Annotated in this window: 16 protein-coding genes; 5 read left to right on the top strand and 11 right to left on the bottom strand. The window is 37.4% G+C overall.

What is annotated here, in order from left to right; all coding sequences use genetic code 11:
- Positions 1 to 63: 63 nt before the first annotated feature.
- Entirely contained in the window at positions 64 to 1,311 is a 1,248-nt protein-coding gene (locus P0Y49_02385) for a hypothetical protein (protein ID WEK20001.1), read from the bottom strand.
- Positions 1,312 to 1,417: 106 nt separating this feature from the next.
- Positions 1,418 to 2,011, bottom strand: coding sequence for a hypothetical protein (locus P0Y49_02380; protein WEK20000.1), 594 nt, complete (start codon positions 2,009 to 2,011; stop codon positions 1,418 to 1,420).
- A 173-nt stretch (positions 2,012 to 2,184) separates the two neighbouring features.
- On the opposite strand from P0Y49_02380, the gene P0Y49_02375 reads away from it, so the two are divergent.
- On the top strand, positions 2,185 to 3,057 hold the full coding sequence (locus P0Y49_02375) for an AraC family transcriptional regulator (protein WEK19999.1): 873 nt from the start codon (positions 2,185 to 2,187) through the stop codon (positions 3,055 to 3,057).
- A gap of 103 nt (positions 3,058 to 3,160) precedes the next feature.
- Positions 3,161 to 4,963, top strand: coding sequence for a DNA polymerase III subunit gamma/tau (locus P0Y49_02370; protein ID WEK19998.1), 1,803 nt, complete (start codon positions 3,161 to 3,163; stop codon positions 4,961 to 4,963).
- 4 nt (positions 4,964 to 4,967) lie between these two features.
- On the opposite strand, the gene P0Y49_02365 is transcribed toward P0Y49_02370, so the two are convergent.
- Both P0Y49_02365 and P0Y49_02360 read right to left on the bottom strand, forming a co-directional pair.
- Entirely contained in the window at positions 4,968 to 5,390 is a 423-nt protein-coding gene (locus tag P0Y49_02365) for a hypothetical protein (protein ID WEK19997.1), read from the bottom strand.
- A gap of 131 nt (positions 5,391 to 5,521) precedes the next feature.
- Positions 5,522 to 7,741 carry an NADP-dependent isocitrate dehydrogenase gene (locus P0Y49_02360; protein ID WEK19996.1) on the bottom strand — a complete coding sequence of 740 codons (2,220 nt, stop codon included), beginning with the start codon at positions 7,739 to 7,741 and terminating at the stop codon, positions 5,522 to 5,524.
- Positions 7,742 to 7,916: 175 nt separating this feature from the next.
- Here P0Y49_02360 and P0Y49_02355 point away from each other — a divergent pair, with 175 nt between their 5' ends.
- The gene (locus tag P0Y49_02355; protein ID WEK19995.1) at positions 7,917 to 9,983 is read left to right on the top strand and encodes a TonB-dependent receptor; all 2,067 of its coding nucleotides are present in this window, start codon (positions 7,917 to 7,919) and stop codon (positions 9,981 to 9,983) included.
- Here the strand turns inward: P0Y49_02355 and P0Y49_02350 are convergent.
- Positions 9,957 to 10,364: a single-stranded DNA-binding protein gene (locus P0Y49_02350; GenBank protein ID WEK19994.1), complete on the bottom strand. Its 408-nt coding sequence runs from the start codon at positions 10,362 to 10,364 to the stop codon at positions 9,957 to 9,959. The genes P0Y49_02355 and P0Y49_02350 overlap by 27 nt on opposite strands.
- A gap of 272 nt (positions 10,365 to 10,636) precedes the next feature.
- Here P0Y49_02350 and P0Y49_02345 point away from each other — a divergent pair, with 272 nt between their 5' ends.
- Together P0Y49_02345 and P0Y49_02340 are read left to right on the top strand one after the other, a co-directional pair.
- Positions 10,637 to 11,002, top strand: coding sequence for a hypothetical protein (locus P0Y49_02345; GenBank protein WEK19993.1), 366 nt, complete (start codon positions 10,637 to 10,639; stop codon positions 11,000 to 11,002).
- Between the two features lie 72 nt (positions 11,003 to 11,074).
- On the top strand, positions 11,075 to 11,812 hold the full coding sequence (locus tag P0Y49_02340) for a ThuA domain-containing protein (GenBank protein WEK19992.1): 738 nt from the start codon (positions 11,075 to 11,077) through the stop codon (positions 11,810 to 11,812).
- On the opposite strand, the gene P0Y49_02335 is transcribed toward P0Y49_02340, so the two are convergent.
- The 6 genes from P0Y49_02335 to P0Y49_02310 form a co-directional block, all read right to left on the bottom strand.
- On the bottom strand, positions 11,807 to 12,379 hold the full coding sequence (locus P0Y49_02335) for an HPP family protein (GenBank protein WEK19991.1): 573 nt from the start codon (positions 12,377 to 12,379) through the stop codon (positions 11,807 to 11,809). The two genes, P0Y49_02340 and P0Y49_02335, sit on opposite strands and share 6 nt — an antisense overlap.
- A 68-nt stretch (positions 12,380 to 12,447) precedes the next feature.
- Complete coding sequence (locus P0Y49_02330) at positions 12,448 to 13,098, bottom strand: NAD(P)H-binding protein (GenBank protein ID WEK19990.1); 651 nt, start codon at positions 13,096 to 13,098, stop codon at positions 12,448 to 12,450.
- 68 nt (positions 13,099 to 13,166) lie between these two features.
- Positions 13,167 to 13,577, bottom strand: coding sequence for an Rrf2 family transcriptional regulator (locus P0Y49_02325; protein WEK19989.1), 411 nt, complete (start codon positions 13,575 to 13,577; stop codon positions 13,167 to 13,169).
- Between the two features lie 174 nt (positions 13,578 to 13,751).
- Positions 13,752 to 15,023, bottom strand: coding sequence for an amidohydrolase family protein (locus tag P0Y49_02320; protein WEK19988.1), 1,272 nt, complete (start codon positions 15,021 to 15,023; stop codon positions 13,752 to 13,754).
- 59 nt (positions 15,024 to 15,082) lie between these two features.
- Positions 15,083 to 16,183, bottom strand: coding sequence for a TlpA disulfide reductase family protein (locus tag P0Y49_02315; protein ID WEK19987.1), 1,101 nt, complete (start codon positions 16,181 to 16,183; stop codon positions 15,083 to 15,085).
- Positions 16,184 to 17,584: a RagB/SusD family nutrient uptake outer membrane protein gene (locus P0Y49_02310; protein ID WEK19986.1), complete on the bottom strand. Its 1,401-nt coding sequence runs from the start codon at positions 17,582 to 17,584 to the stop codon at positions 16,184 to 16,186.
- Positions 17,585 to 17,591 lie beyond the last annotated feature (7 nt).

Raw genomic sequence — 17,591 nt, 5'->3', positions numbered from 1 at the left:
GCTCTTAATGCGGGATGCAAAAATAGTAATAATTTTCTATTAATCAAACACATAATAAAAAGATTAATATTTACCAAACAGATAGTTAAATCCAATTTTTACCCGCTGCATATTCACATTAAAATAGCTATAACTAGTGATTGCCGTGGGTGGTACAAAACCGGCAGCAATTTCAAATCTTTTATTGATCACCACTCCAGTCTTAAGCTGTGCAGCAAAATAAAATTTCTTGAAATCCATCTGAATATAAGGATCGTATACCCGATCCTCTGGAGTTACGCTCAGATAGTATTTATTATTGCTAGTAGACGTAAAATTAAATCCAAGTCCAATTCCCACAAAAGCCTTTGTCTTCACCGTATTATAAAAATTATAAATAACCTGAGGCATAATTTCAAAACTAAAATTATCAAAAGAATGCAGTGCATACATATCTGGCTGCCTCGATGTTGAAAATACTGAAAGTTCATTTTTATTGGTTAATAAAGAAAGTTCAGCACGAATGATCATCTTTCCAATATCAGGATTTATAAGAAAATCCATCCCTGTAGTCAACATAGGGGAATAAGATGTTTTTGACTTCGTGCCGGGGTCAGCCAGACGATGGCTTCCAGTGTAACTTGCATTACTTATATTTAATCCGGCACCGGCAAAAAAGCGCATGCTTTTAGACTTTGCTTTAACCAGTTTTTCATCATTGATAACCGAAACCACTTTTAAAAGATTTTTTTCCTTATATGGCAGACGCAGCAATTTGCCTTCGTCAATTGCGGAGCCAAACTTTCTCGCTTCTGCAGCTATTTGCCTAACATATTTAACATCTGCAATGATTTCGCCCTGCTTAACAGGGTCTAAATACAAATTATTTAATAGCTCTACCGGCTCATTAATATCTTTATCCTGAATGTAAAAACGAGATTTAAGCACATCTACATAAGAAAATAAGGTCATGTTTTTACCCGCTTGCAAAAGCCTTAAAAAAACAGTTAATCGTTGGCTTGTCATATCCGCCCCTACACTAAGTGATGCGGGGTCTATTCGACTCATACTAACGCTAACTGTATGACGCTGATAGGTACAAACACCATCAATACCATAACCGGCACAATCTGCCAGCCCATAAACCTTTACCTCCCCCTTAGGTTCGATAACAAAATTGATAGTAACAGGATTAAACCTACGTTCCTTATAATCAATGTAGCCTTTTACAGTATCTTTTGAATTGGTTAGGATATAACCTTTTTGAAAATTGGCTTGCGAAAATCCAAGAACAGGCAAGGTACAAAACAATAGAAATAGAAAGCGTCTCATAAATAAAAATGTTAATTTTAACAAAAATAACATTTCTCACAAATAAAACAAAAAAAAAGAGGCAACCCTTTCGAGACCACCTCTTCAAAGTATAAAAACTAATTACTTATCGCATTTGAACCACTTTGCTAAACTCTTGATTGTCAGATTTAATCAAAAAAATTAAATCACCCAAACCTACTTTAGATACGTTAAACCTTTTTATCACTGTTGCCTCCCCCTCAAAAACTTCATTATACAATTGATCATTGTATTCGTTTAAAATCCGAAGTTCGATTGGTCCCTTAGCAGCGTTTTCCAGGTTTAGCGTTATCGTGTTATTTTCCTTGGTTAAAACCGGCTTAAACTTTTCAATAATTACAGGATTAGACACTAAAGTTTTACCTTGCTCAATCAAAATCTTATATTCAGTTACTTTCGATTCTGTTGCCATTTTAAATGTATAACTTCCATCCGGGAAAGAACTTAAGTCATAAGTTTTGGTCGAAGCGCCTTTTGCTTTGATTCTTTTCTCATATACAAGTTCATTTTCACCCCCATAAATAGAAACATCTACATTTTGCGCCTCATCAATATAAAAAGTAACTAATTTTTCATCTACACTCTTAACTTTTAATACAAACGAGCCCTCACTTGCATACAAACTAGCAGAAAACAATAGTGAAACTGCTATTAAACTGATTTTTAGTAATTTTTTCATGATAAATATTGTTTAAAAGGTTAACAATTATTTTATACCCCAAAATTACTCCCCCTTTCAATTAAAACTTTATTGCATATTCTCCGATATCTATGCTATATTAACAGCTTGTAAGTTCTTTTGAGACAAAAAAGCAACAAACATGATTTTTAAGTATTTTTGATTTGCAAAATATGAAGAATATAAAGCCAGGATTTGAAGTTATTGAACCCTCTTTTGGAAGTTCGTTTTACTATTCAAAATATATAGAAAATCTGAACAATAAAGCTCATGTTTGGCATTATCACCCCGAAATTGAGATGGTTTTTGTAAATGGGGGATCAGGAAAGCGACAAATTGGAAGCCATATATCTTATTATACTGAGGGTGATCTCATCTTGATTGGTAGTAATTTACCTCATTGTGGCTTCACCGATACCAATACCGGAAATAAAAACGAAACCGTTATTCAAATGAAACCTGATTTTCTTGGAGCCGATTTCTTAGCTCTCCAGGAAACAAGATACATGTCCGACTTATTTAATAAGGCAAAAGGTGGTATTGCTTTTGGACAAAAAACAAAAGATGCTGTAGGTGATAAAATTGAAATAATGGATGAACAAGAGCCTTTTGAAAGACTTTTAACCTTATTAAACGTTTTAAAAGAACTGGAGCACGCTACAGATTATAAAATTTTAAATGCAGCTGGGTTTTCAATGGAAATGCAAATCCAGGACAATGACAGAATTAATATGGTCTTTAATTATGTTAAAGATCATTTTCAGGAAGAGATCAATTTACCGGCTATTGCAGAAATGTCGAGCATGACTGTCCCCTCTTTTTGCAGATATTTTAAGAAAATCACAAAAAAAACGTTTACGCAATTCGTAAACGAATATAGAATTGTACATGCATCTAAGCTTTTAGCAGAGAAACAAATCAGCATTGCAAATATTAGCTACGAAAGTGGTTTTAATAATTTCAGCCACTTTAATAAGGTGTTTCAAGAATTTACCGGCAAAAGTGCCTCGCAATATCGAAAAGAGCTCAAGGCTGTTTTCAAATAAAATCTTTCAATCTACCTGCCAATAGTACTTCTTTCTTCATTTTTTCAACATTAAAGGCTTCCGGTATTCCAACCTCAACAAAAATTCCTATTTTCGTGGACGAATGGAGAATTTTATAGTATCAGCCCGTAAGTACCGCCCGGCAACGTTTGAAACCGTTGTTGGTCAGCAGCATATTACAGGTACGCTAAAAAATGCTATAAAAAACAACCAGCTGGCACAGGCCTTTCTATTTTGTGGACCAAGAGGTGTGGGTAAAACCACCTGCGCACGTATCCTTGCAAAAACAATTAACTGTACCAACTTAACACCTGAACAGGAGGCCTGTGGTACTTGTGATTCCTGCGTTTCTTTTCAAACTGGTCACTCTTTCAACTTCCATGAGCTCGATGCTGCATCGAACAATTCTGTTGATGACATCAGAAGTTTGATTGAGCAAGTACGTATACCGCCACAAGCAGGAAAATATAAAATCTATATCATTGATGAGGTGCACATGCTATCTGCAAATGCCTTCAACGCGTTCCTAAAAACGCTTGAAGAACCACCTTCCTATGCTATTTTTATATTAGCCACAACAGAAAAACACAAGATACTGCCTACAATATTATCGCGATGCCAGATCTTTGATTTCAACAGGATTCAGGTAGATGATATTTCAGGCCATTTAAATAAAATAGCTCAACGCGAAAACATAGCTGTAGAAGCCGATGGCTTGCACATCATTGCCCAAAAAGCAGATGGTGGACTAAGGGATGCCCTTTCTATGTTTGACCAGATTGTAAGTTATACCAATAAAAACCTAACTTATAAATCGGTAATCGACAACCTTAACATACTTGATTACGATTATTATTTTAAACTTACCCAATACCTTACTACTACCGATGTAAGCAATACTCTGATATTGTTTGATGAAATCCTAAACAATGGTTTCGATGGCAATAACTTCATCAATGGATTAGCCAGTCACCTGCGCAATCTATTGGTAGCTAAAGATGCGCAAACCACTAAACTTCTAGAAGTTAGTGAAAACATCAAACAGAAATACATCAGTCAGAGCCAGCAAACACCGGTATCATTTATCCTGACCGCCTTAAATCTGGCCAATCAGTGCGATCTGAATTACAAAAACAGTAAAAACCAACGGTTACAGGTTGAGATGGCTTTAATTAAAATGTGCCACATTCCATCGGTACTTCAACTAGCCAGCCAACCGCTTACCAACGCAACTGACAACGATCAGATTAAAAAAAAAACTAATGTAAGTTCTGCTGCAATACCTATAACCCCGCAAAGTCCTGTTGCCAACGCAACACCAGCTATACCGGTTATGGAGACAAAACCGGTTACTACACCATCGGCAAGTATTCCACTTCCTAAAAAAGCAGTACCATCGGCTAAAATTGTACTTAAGCCATCCTCTTCTGCTCAGCAGAATAATGCAGCAATACTAATTCCATCCTTAAACGGTATAGAAAAAAAAGGAGAAGGTCAAGCTAGCGACGAGCCACAATACATTACCGGTAGTGATCGTGAGCCCTTCACTCATGAGCAGTTATTATTTTACTGGAACGAATACGTTAACATCGTAAAAGTAGCTAACAGGATCAATGTGTATACGCTAATGAGTACCTCACCGCCGATATTAGAAAGCCAGGAAGAAATTATGGTGCATATTGAGCATAAGCTACAAGAAGGTATACTTCAGGAGGAAATGATAGATCTGCTTAATTTTTTAAGGCCAAGACTTAAAAACTTTAGCATTATGATTAAGACCAAACAAGTCGTAAAAGAGGTGGTCAACCGTTTGTACACCAGTGTCGAAAAATATCAGTATCTCATAGAGAAAAATCCCAAGTTAGATGATATGCGCCGCAGGTTTAATTTAGATGTAAATCCTTAATTTTTTACTTACCAGGTGTATCATTAACCGGATATCCTTCTTCATCCAGGTCATCGCGCTCATCCTCAGGAGTACGGGAAAGGATTTCATCCTCAGGGCTCACTTCCACTACATTGCCACTATTATCTATACGCATTCCTGCCCCATCTAACCTTTCTTTCATCTCACCCTCGTTATCGTATTCCAATCCATTATAAGGGTTAGACTCATCATAAGTAGAAATACTATCCTCACCATTAGGTGCTGAAGTATCGTATGGAAGTGGATGATCGTAGTCAGTATCTTTACCCTTCACATCAAACTCGAAGCTATTCTTTTCTTTATCAAAAGATAAATTATTAAAGTCCTTTGTTTCACCCAAATCCGTTGGATGAAGCTTGTCCATTGCGCGCTTAGCTCTTGGCTTATCATTTTCGCCGGTCTTCATATTGGTTACTTTTATATCAATACAACACAAAAAAGCCGCTAAATGTTTTGAATCATTAGTATAATCACATAAAAAAGGGTCTGTATCATGATGTGATGATACAGACCCTTTATAGGAAGACTAACTTTCGCTTATAAACTCGCCAAAGCAGTATTTAATGTTTGACTTGGGCGCATTGCTGCTGATGCCAGATCATCATTTGGATGATAATAACCTCCAATATTTTGCGGCTTACCTTGTGCTCCGATCAGCTCGCCCATAATCTTCTCTTCATTTTCTGTTAAAGCTTTAGCCAATGGTGCAAATTTAGCCTGCAATTCTGCATCTTTAGTTTGTGCAGCTAAACCCTGTGCCCAATACATTGCTAAATAGTAATGTGAACCTCTATTGTCAATCTGTCCAACTTTACGAGCCGGTGATTTATCATTAGCAAGGAATTTCTCAGTTGCCTGATCTAATGTTTCGGCCAATACTAAAGCTTTTGGATTATTTTGTGTTTGACCTAAGTGCTCCAGAGAAACAGCTAAAGCTAAAAACTCCCCTAGTGAATCCCAACGCAGATAACCTTCATCCAGGAATTGCTCTACATGTTTAGGTGCAGAACCGCCAGCTCCCGTTTCAAACAAACCACCACCATTCATCAATGGAACAATAGATAGCATTTTTGCTGATGTACCTAATTCTAAAATCGGGAACAAATCCGTTAAATAATCACGTAGTACATTACCTGTAACCGAAATTGTGTCTTCGCCTTTACGGATTCTGTCTAAAGTGAATTTAGTGGCTTCAATTGGTGATAAAATACGAATGTCTAAGCCCGTAGTATCATGGTCAGCCAGGTATTTTTTAACTTTTTCAATGATTTGTCTATCGTGCGCTCTGTTTTCATCCAACCAGAAAACTGCCGGCGTAGCCGACAAACGAGCCCTGTTTACCGCTAATTTAACCCAGTCCTGAATTGGAGCATCTTTGGTCTGACACATACGGAAAATATCGCCTTTTTCAACCTTTTGATCGAAGAAAACGTTACCATTTGCATCTGTCACACGTATTGTACCATTTGCAGTAGCCTGGAAAGTTTTATCATGAGAACCATATTCTTCTGCTTTTTGCGCCATTAAACCAACGTTTGGTACAGACCCCATCGTGGCTACATCAAAAGCGCCATGAGCTTTACAATCCTCAATCGTAGCAGTATAAACACCTGCATAACAACGATCCGGAATGATAGCAATGGTATCTTGTTGTTTGTTATCTTTATTCCACATCTGACCTGATGTCCGGATCATTGCAGGCATTGAAGCATCAACAATCACATCAGAAGGTACGTGTAGGTTGGTAATTCCTTTATCTGAATTTACCATAGCTAATGCCGGACCGTTTACAATGGCGGCATCAATAGCCGCTTTTACTTCCGCTTCTTTTGCATTACCTGCGATTTTAGCATAAACATCGCCTAAACCATTACGGGTATCAATGTTTAATTCTTTGAATAAATCGGCATATTTAGCAAAAACATCAGCAAAATAAACTTCCACTATAGCACCAAAAATGATCGGGTCAGAAACCTTCATCATTGTTGCTTTCAAATGCACTGAAAGTAAAACGCCTGCTGCTTTTGCTTCTTCAATAGCTTTTGCTACGAAAGATTTCAATGCCGAAAGGTTCATTACAGAGCTATCAATCACTTCACCTGCTTTTAACGGCGATAATCCTTTTAGCTCAACAACAGCTCCGTTTGCATCTACAAATTCTATTTTAAACTGACTGGCTTCTGCAACGGTAACAGATTTCTCTGACCCGTAAAAATCGTCTTCAGTCATACTTTCTACTTTAGTTTTAGAATCTGCAGACCAGGCACCCATCGAATGTGGATTTGCTTTTGCATAATTCTTAACTGCTTTGGGTGCTCTACGATCTGAGTTACCCTCACGTAAAACAGGGTTAACAGCAGAACCTAAAACTTTTGCATATTTTGCTTTGATTGCTTTTTCTTCTTCCGTCTGTGCATTATCCGGATAATTAGGAATAGCATATCCTTGTGATTGTAATTCGGTAATTGCACCCACTAATTGTGGAATAGAAGCCGAAATATTAGGCAACTTGATAATGTTAGCCTCTGGCGTAGTTGCCAATTGACCAAGTTCTGTCAACGCATCTCCAATTTTTTGGTCTTCCTTTAAAAACTCTGGAAAGTTGGCTAAAATCCTTCCGGCTAAAGAAATATCCCTGCTTTCTACGTCAATACCAGCTGAGGCTGTAAAAGCTTGTACAATTGGTAAAAATGAATAGGTTGCCAACATTGGCGCTTCATCTGTTTTGGTATAGATAATTTTTGATGTGTCTGACATATTTTTATAAATACGATTATATGTATGAAAAATAAAGCTTATTGTTTATGATAAACATGCTTTTGATTAAATCGCCTAAAGATAGAATAAACTGAGTAATAATAGCACATATTGGATCGTAAATAGCCAAATTATGAGTTAAAATTATTCGTTCTAAATTTTAGCTTTGTTTTAAATGAAAGTAATTTTTACAGGCTGTTTGATTGTGCTTAGTTTTCTGGGCATTGCACAAACGAAACAAGACACCACAAAAAAACTAAGTGAGGTTGTTATTCGCCCTTATTTCTCCTCACAACCTTTATTAAGATCAACAGGCTCGATCGGTTTAATAGATCAGGCTGTTCTGGACAAGCAACCTTCCGCTTCATTTGTTTCTACAATGAATACCATACCGGGTGTACGCATGGAAGAGCGCTCGCCGGGTAGTTACCGTCTTTCTATTCGTGGGAGTTTATTGCGTTCGCCTTTTGGAGTAAGAAATGTAAAAATCTATTTTGATGACTTTCCTTTAACTGATGCTGGTGGGAACACCTATTTTAATGCACTGGATGTCTCTGCGGCACAAAGTTTACAGATTTTAAAAGGTCCACACGGCAATATCTTTGGCGCAAATTCCGGTGGTGTAATATTAATCCAACCACGGGGTACCCTGCAGGATAGCACAGCACTTGGCTTAAAACTTGAAGGAGGTTCTTATGGCCTCTTCAGAGAAAATTTAATTTTAAACAAACAGTTCAACAAATACAGCTTTAACCTTACCCAATCTTATCAACGTAGTGATGGCTATCGTGCTCATAGCGGGATGGAACGTAAATATTTCCAGACTTACCACAAATGGGATTATTCAAAAAAGGCAGTCTTAAAAGCATTTCTATTTTATTCAGATCTTCATTACAATACCCCCGGGGGACTTACAGAAGCTCAGTATTTGGAGAATCCCCGGTTATCCAGACCTGCTGCAGGTTCCTTAAAAAGTGCCATTCAACAAAATGCCGGGATCTATAGCAAGACATTATATGGAGGTGTTTCCAATAGCTGGCAGATCAATGATCAGCTTAAACATGTAGTAGCTGTTTTTTCTTCTTATACAGACTTTAAGAACCCATTTATTACCAATTATGAAAAACGTAAGGAATTTACACTTGGTCTGAGGTCTTATCTTGAGTATGGAAAGAAACAGGCTGATTTGAACTGGAAATTCGATCTCGGTGTTGAAAGTATGCAAACCTCATCCAATATAGACAATTATGTAAACAATTTTGGTGTTCCCGCCGCATTGCAGGTTTCAGATCAATTGAAAGCTGCATCTAATTTTGCTTTTGCTCATATCACAGCAGACCTATTTGACAAATGGCTGTTAGAACTTTCTGCCAGCGCTAACTTGTATAACTATGGTTATGAAAGCTTTGCTCCTGTTGCTATTCCAAAAAAAACAAATAGCTTTGATATTCAGGTGATGCCCAGGGCCGCATTATCTTACCTTATCGACCCCCATTTATCCTTAAGAGCTTCTATAAGTAAAGGTTACTCACCTCCTACGCTTGCAGAAATCAGAGCCTCGAATAATGTAATCAATGTTGACTTGCAACCGGAATATGGCTGGAATTATGAAACCGGATTAAAATATCAAACCCTAAACAATAGGTTATTTATAGATGTAGCCGGTTTTTATTATCATCTGAAAAGTGCTATTGTAAGACGCTTAGATGAAAATGATGCAGAGTATTTTATCAATGCCGGTGGTACCAGACAATGGGGATTGGAAAGTACGGTTGCTTTTTGGATGATCCCTGCTAATGCTTCAAATTTTATACGAAGCTTGCAGTTCCGTAATGCCTATACTTTAAGCCATTTTATATTTGATAAATACCAGGATAAAACGACTAATTTTTCGGGGAATGACCTTACAGGTGTGCCGAAAACTACAGTAGTGAGCAGTATTGATGCACAATTACCAAAAGATCTTTATGTTTTCCTGCAGCACAACTTTACTTCGCGAATTCCATTAAACGATGCCAATACCGCTTATGCTAAAAAGTACCATATTTTGCAAGCTAAAGTTGGCTACAGAAACTTACATATTGGCCACATTCCTTTAGAGATTTTTGCTGGAGCAGACAATATATTAAATGCAAACTACAGTTTGGGCAACGACCTCAACGCTTTAGGAGGTCGTTACTTTAATGCAGCCGCTAAACGCAATTTTTATGGAGGCTTAGCGGTCCGGTTGAATAAGAAATAAGTCACTCTCCTCTTTATTTTCCTTTTGCTTATTCTCTTTCTCTTTGGTTTCCTTGACCTCCAACTCAATCGTATTTACGATGACCTCAGTAGTATACCGCTGCTCCCCTCCTTTAACTATATGACTCTGAGTATTTAATTTCCCTTCAATACTAAATCGAGTTCCTTTTTTCACTATTTTTTCGACTAACTCTACTTTTTTATTCCAAAATATTAAGCTAAACCATTGTGTTTGGTTTATAGCTTCCCCCGAGCTGTTTTTATAAACCTCATTAACTGCAATACTGAGACGAGCCATTCTTTTTTCATTTGCAAAATTGATGACAACCGGATCAGCCCCTGCAAACCCTGTTAATCTAACACTGTTTTTTACTTTTTCCATTTCTTTAGATATTTAGTTAGTATTTACTTCATTCACAGCTAGTACTGTAACCGTCAATAAAAACAAATGTGAATAGAATGGCTACAATAAACCTGACCTTACACGGATATATCCGATTACATCCGTATAATTAAGATAATTGCACAGCAACTGTGTATATTTACAATAATTAATTTGAAAAATAATTAACCAATTGTATTGTTGTTTATATGACCTAATCTTACGATCAGATTTTCGATAGCGATTAAACGTTTCAAGTGTAAATTAAAAATATGACTTCATCAATAACCCGTTTATGTTTGGATTGCGGTAGACCACTACACGGGCGGATTGATAAGAAATTCTGTGATGATCATTGTAGAAGTAGCTACAATAATAAGATAAAGGCTGAAAACAATGGCATGATCAAATCAGTTAACCTCATCTTAAAAAGAAACCGGGATATCTTGCAAAAGCTTAATCCGGAGGAAAAAACAAAGGTAAGCGGCAGTAAATTAATGGCTTCAGGTTTCAATCTTAATTATCATACACACAGTTATGTTGATCAAGAGGGCGATACTTACACTTTTTGCTATGAATATGGCTATCGACAGTTAGCTCCGGACGAATTTCTTTTGGTTAAGAGCGTATTAAAATAATGGGTTATTTTTTTAAAACTATCGATATTTTAAAATCGTATTATTATTAACTTAGCATAAAACTATTAAACTATGTCTAAGATTTTCTCCTACTTTATTGCAGCCAGTTTATTGATTTTGTTTTTTGTAAACCCTGTAGCTGCAAAGAAAAAAATCCTTGTATTTTCTAAAACCGCGGGCTTTCACCACACCTCAATAAAGGCTGGAATTGCTGCCATTCAAAAGTTAGGACTTGAAAATAAATTCGTAGTTGACACGACTATTGATGCCACAAAAATCAATTATCAAAATCTTAAAAAATATGCTGCCGTTGTTTTTCTAAGTACAACAGGAGATATCTTTAATGATGAACAACAGGCCGCTTTTGAGCGATACATTAAAAATGGCGGTGGCTACGTAGGCATACATGCTGCTACGGATACAGAATATGGCTGGCCTTGGTATGGAAAACTTGCAGGTGCTTACTTTAGCAGTCACCCTGCCCAGCAAATGGCCGATCTAATTGTGGTCAACAGAAGTACCATTGCCACTCAACATTTACCTGAAATCTGGAAAAGAAAAGATGAATGGTATAATTTTAAAGACATTGGAACGGACTTAAATGTATTGATTAAAATTGATGAAGGCAGTTATAATGGCGGTACTAATGGCAATAATCATCCTGTTGCCTGGTACCATAATTTTGATGGAGGAAGAGCATTTTATACCGCATTGGGCCATGTAGAGGAATCTTATACTGATCCTCTTTTTTTAAAGCACATTCTTGGTGGTATTCAATACGCGATGGGCATAAAAAAGATGGAACTATAGTCGACGCCTTCTCTTTAATATGGGTGTTGAAGGGTATTTTCGATGCCTTAAATTGTTAAAGATCAATGCAACAGCAAAGAGAATCAACACACCTGATAACACCGGCGACAGCACATACATATAGCCCAACTCTCTAATTTTTTCGCCACCTGTTACCGCAATCAATGCCGTAGCTCCACCTGGGGGATGTAAGGTTTTGGTAATTTGCATGGCTACAATGGATAAAGAAACAGCTAAAGCGCAGGCAAGCCAAAGCTCGCCTGCAAAGAGTTTAAAAATAGTAACCCCTATAATTGCGGAGATCACATGACCTCCAATCAGATTACGCGGCTGAGCTAGCGGGCTGTTAATAATGCCATACACCAGTACAGAAGATGCTCCAAACGAACCGATAAGAAATAAATTCTCACTCGCAACCAGATACTTACTGTTTAATAATCCTATTAAACCAATACCAACAAAAGATCCTATAAAAGTAAGTACATGTTCCCTGGCATCGATAAGTGTTTCGCGATACAGAATATATCTCGCTTTACGATATTGTTTTCTAATTATTCTTCTTGGCATCTATCTTTTCTATATTCGCCGCAAAAGTAACACAATATCAAGTCATATATTAGTCATTACTTATCTTCTTAGTAACCAGCAGTAAATCTTTGTTGAAGATGTTTATTCTGTTCCAGCTCATCAACAATTGCTACTGCTAAATCCTGAACAGAAAGTGAGCTTCTACCGGTTTCATCAAATACAGGACTATTCTGACCTAAGCGATACTGCGCGGTACGGCCTTTGTCAATTCCCGGATGCATTTCAATAGCCGGACTAAAGAATGTCCATTGCAAATCCTTTTCTTGTTTAATTGTATTTAAGTAATCCCTGGCAGCTGTTGCTCCTGCTTTATAAGCTTCGGGAAAATCAGGCCCATCAACCAGCTGTTCACCGTCAATTTCTAAACTGCCTGCACCACCAATTATGATCAATCGCTTTACACCAGATGCTTTTACGGCTTTCTGTATCGCTTCAGAACCCGCAATAAAATCAATGTATAGGCTAGGATTGCTCCAACCTGCGTTGTAAGCACTAATTACTGCATCAGCACCTTGTATGGCTGCGGTTAATTCATCTGTATTTAACACATCTATTGCCTTTACGATTAGTTTATCGTTTTTGGTCGTTATCTTTTCAGCATGACGTACAATTGCAGTCACCTCGTGTCCACGGTTTAACAATTCATTTAAAATGCTGGCCCCTACAAAGCCACTTGCTCCTATTAATACTGTTTTCATATTCTTTTTATTTGTTATTCTTTGCTTTATATTGTAATTTATTTTATTACAGTTTAACCTAAAAAAAATCAAATGAACGCTCTGCTGAAATCAGCTAGTGTTTTACCTGACAGTTCTTTTAACAATACCTTTTCCGTTGATTCGTATAAATCATCTAAATGCTTATTGATCTGTTTGCCCACCGGACATTGCGGATTGGGTGTATTTTTAGAAACACCTAGCAGATTATTTTGTTTTACAGCACTATAAACCTCAGCTAAAGAGATATTATCGGCAGATTTAGCCAAAGAGCTACCACCATTCTTCCCTTCTTTACTGTTTACAAAACCATGATTGCGCAAATTGATCAGTTCCTTTCTTACCAATACCGGGTTGATATTGATGCTACCGGCAATATAGTCGGAGGACAAAAGTTCTTCCTTCGCTTTTTCCAGCAGGGTAAGGATATGTAACGATATGGCAAATCTTGAGTTATTCATTCTGTAACTACAAATATTACAGTACAAAGGTAATGTCATTATTTTAATTTCCAAAAAAAATTATGTCCTGCACAATATTCTCCTTTATAAAGCGTCTATGTATTTGAGAGCGTTAATTTAGATGAGCGGGAATGGTCGGTAGGATCATTCTCGCTTTCTTTTTATCTGCTAAAATTATTGCACCGGCAATGTAAACTCTACCACGCCGGCTTTTAAAACAAATGCCGGTTTATCAAAAGTATCCAGCGATTTCAAAGGGTCAGCATTTAAAACCAGTAAATCGGCTCTTTTACCTGTACGAACAACTCCTCTGTCACTTAATCCGGTTACCAGTGCACCATTTAAAGTAGCAGCCTCTATTACCTCCAGGTTAGTCAATCCGCATTTACGAGAAAGCAGTTTCATTTCCTCAAGTAATGGAATGCTTTCATTTTTAGTAGGATAAACCCAATCAGTCCCTGTAACCATCTTTATTCCCAGTTCATTTGCCCTACGGGTAATTAATGCAGCATTGACCATCTTGTTATTTTCGGCATGAAAAACGGTAGGATCTAAAAATGTTTTACGCCTTTTCATTTCCAGCAGCATCTGATCACGAACATTACTATCCAGCTTTAACCTTTTATACAATTGCGCCCAGGCTGCACCAATCTCTATGGTATCACCCTTTATCTGTTGAAAGACGAGATCGTTAGCATGAGACATGCTATTTACACCAGATTGTGCTACATCCATTGGTTTAGAAGGAAAAATTGCCGCATGAGCCCAGACTAATAATCCTTGCTTGTGTGCCTCATCAGTAATTTCCCTGATCAGCTTTTTATTTAGGTTGGCGTAAACCTTGATTCCCGTAGCGCCAACTTTTTTAGCCGCAGCAATGGCAGGTTTTACATCTGCTTCAGTGCTAATTGCACGATACCATGCGCTAGTCCCCAGGTCTCTTTCTCCTTTTCGACCACTGCTCATCATTTTAAAATAGCTGGGACCTGCAAATTGTGCAGCATAAAATATGTCTGGTCCAGATACTTTACCTTCCTGAATGGATTTCTTACAATCAGCCAAATAAGGTGCATTACCAGCCATGTCTCTTACAGTGGTTATTCCATGTATGAGTAAGTTTTTCAGAATACTATCGGTGGTAGCGTGGGCTTTTTTAAGATTGCTTAAATCACCTGTCCCTAAATGCACATGTGAATCCATCAACCCCGGAGTAACAAACTTACCGGTACAATCAATCACTTTGGTTTGGCTATTTACACCTTTCAATGATGTATAAGATACAGATTTAACCAGTCCATTTTCTATCAACACTGATCCAATGCGTGGTTTTACACCAGCATCACCATCAATAATGGTCGCATTTTTTAGTAGAATAGATGTAAGATTTTGGGCATATAAAGCTCCTTGCCACAGCAATAGTGACACCAATATTTTGAATTTAGTCATTGGTTATTTATTAAAATTTAGACCCAAGACTATTGATAATTCTCTCATCAGGATCGTTGTTATTTTAAGTTTGTATGTAAAATCTCTTCCAATTCTTTTTCAGAGATATTTTGAGCGATCACTTTACCACTTGGATCAAGCAAAAACACAGTTGGCAAGCTGCTAACGCTATATTTTTTAGCTACTTCAGAACCTTTTATCCCTATCAACTCAGATACTTGAAGCCATGGTAATCCATCCTTTTTAATCGCATTAACCCATAGCTCTTTTTTATCGTCCATGGAAACAGAGATCATTTCAAATCCCTTGTTCTTATATTTATCGTAGAGTGGTTTGATCTTTTGATTAGCTGCACGGCATGGCGTACACCAGGATGCCCAGAAGTCAACAACCACATATTTACCCTTTAAGGAAGATAAGGCAATCGACTTACCAGATAAATCAGGCAGACTGAAATCGGGAGCTTGTTGCCCAACCAAAAACTCAGCTTTCTTTTTTGCCAAAAGTTCTGTCAGATGCTGGTACACATCCGAATAAGCAAGAAGAGGAGAAAACAGACTTTTCATTTCTTGCAACTGCTTATAATTCATGACATCAAATTGGGGCCGCATGATGTGTAAAACAGCAAGCGAGGCTGGATACTTCTGAATATAGCTGCGCTGTATACGCCCTATTTTTTCATTTAGCTTGTTCATCTCCTCCCCCTCATTAATCCTTTCCTCCTTACCCAATTTACTATAACGTTCGGCAAGCACTTGCATTTGTTTCATCAGCTCAGCAGTGTCTTTACCATAAGCCCGTTCAATCCGCATTTCCTCTCCGCCACTAATGCTATCCTTATCCTTCCAGTCCTGATGCATAACCAAAACATAATTGTCGTTCTCTAGAAATAGAGAGAGTGACTTCCTGATTTTTTTGATTTGTACAGAAGCAGATAAAGGATGCTTTACCTTCCCTGTAAAAGTAAAACTACCATCTGTAACCACTGCACTATCCAGTAGATTCCGGCCTTTATCAAAACTATACAAATAGGCCATAGATGGTTGGGTTAGCCCAACCATCCGTCCTTTAATCTGATATCCATTCTGAGCAATAGCGCCTATTGTTGTAAAGCACAGCATGGTTGCTAAACCAGCAATCTTTATAGAAGACAAGTTCATTTATCTGGGATTAGGAAGAATACCAGGATTTAACAACATCACTTTACCTGGAATTTGTTGTACGAAAATATTAGAACCAGCCTCCAATTTATAGCTCGCAGCAGTATTGGCCCGGGTATAAGTTTTTCTAAAACGACTATCGCTATCTAATCGTCTCATATCAAACCAACGCAAACCTTTACCAAATAACTCTCTTCGACGTTCATCAATCACTAGTTTTAAAGCATCATCGGGTGTTGCAGCAGTTAAATCAGTGTAATCTGCCGGCTTAAACCTTTTCTTCCTTAAATTATTCAATTGGTTAAGCGCAGGAGCTATTTGACCTGCACGAGCTTCAGCTTCAGCTACGATCAACATCATTTCCGGAACGGCGATGTTATAATTCAGCTCAAACCTCAGGTATAGAGGATAAGGTTCAGCTGTCGGTTTCCCATTGGTTTCTAAGTTGGTAAAATTAAATACATACCGAAGATCTTTCGTACCTAAAACACTTAAAAAATCTGGAGAAATGGAAACACCTGTTAAAATAGTTCCAAAACCGGTTACTTTATAAGATAGCATTTCAGGATGCAGGTAATAGTTCGAAGTCCGGTTGTTAACTCCAGAATACGGTAATAAAGGATTAACAAAACTGTAGGTATTATAGTCTAACAAAGTACTTTTAATCTGCAGGGCCATGTTGGCATACTTTTTAGCCTCTGGATAGTTATCCATACTCTGATAAACTCTGGCTAATAAAGCAAATGCAGTCGTTTTATCATTGCGGAATACGTTTTTAGCTACATCAGGTAACTGGTCTTTCGCTTTCAGTAAATCCTGAAGTATCAATTCATAAACAGCCGCAACTGTAGCTCTTGTTGGTTTTGCTTCCAGATCTGCAACCGTTATCAATGGCACACCCAAATCTGTAGCAGCTGTACTGGCGTCGTAATCCTTTGCGTACAGATTAACCAGGTTCCAATACGCATAAGCCCGGTTAAAAAAGGCATCTCCAAGTACTTCTTTACGTTGTTGTTCAGTACCATCTGTCATTTTTTCTACATCATTAATAATGATATTGGTATTGTAAATATTGTTATACATAGGGTCCCATCCTCCATCTGTCTCAGTTTCAATATAAATTTCAGGCTTCCATTGATAAGCCTTAGTTGTACTTTGTGTTGAAGAAGTGGATATTTTGGCGTCACTAAAATAGATATTGTCAGATAAACGTTCCAAAGCTGCATTACTATTGCTGCTGTATGAAGTATTTGCAGAAAGTTCCTCATAATCTTTAATGTACCTGGGAATAAATTTCCCTTTAGGCACTACATCCAGAAACTTCTGACAGCCGGATAATGCAAATACTGTTAAGATTAAAATGCTATATTTTTTCATCGTGATATTCATTGATGTTTTCATTATTAGA

It is taken from the genome of Candidatus Pedobacter colombiensis (assembly GCA_029202485.1).
Taxonomy (GTDB): domain Bacteria; phylum Bacteroidota; class Bacteroidia; order Sphingobacteriales; family Sphingobacteriaceae; genus Pedobacter; species Pedobacter colombiensis.
Note: the sequence above shows the minus strand (reverse complement) of the source record. Positions and strands in the feature narration are given on the sequence as shown.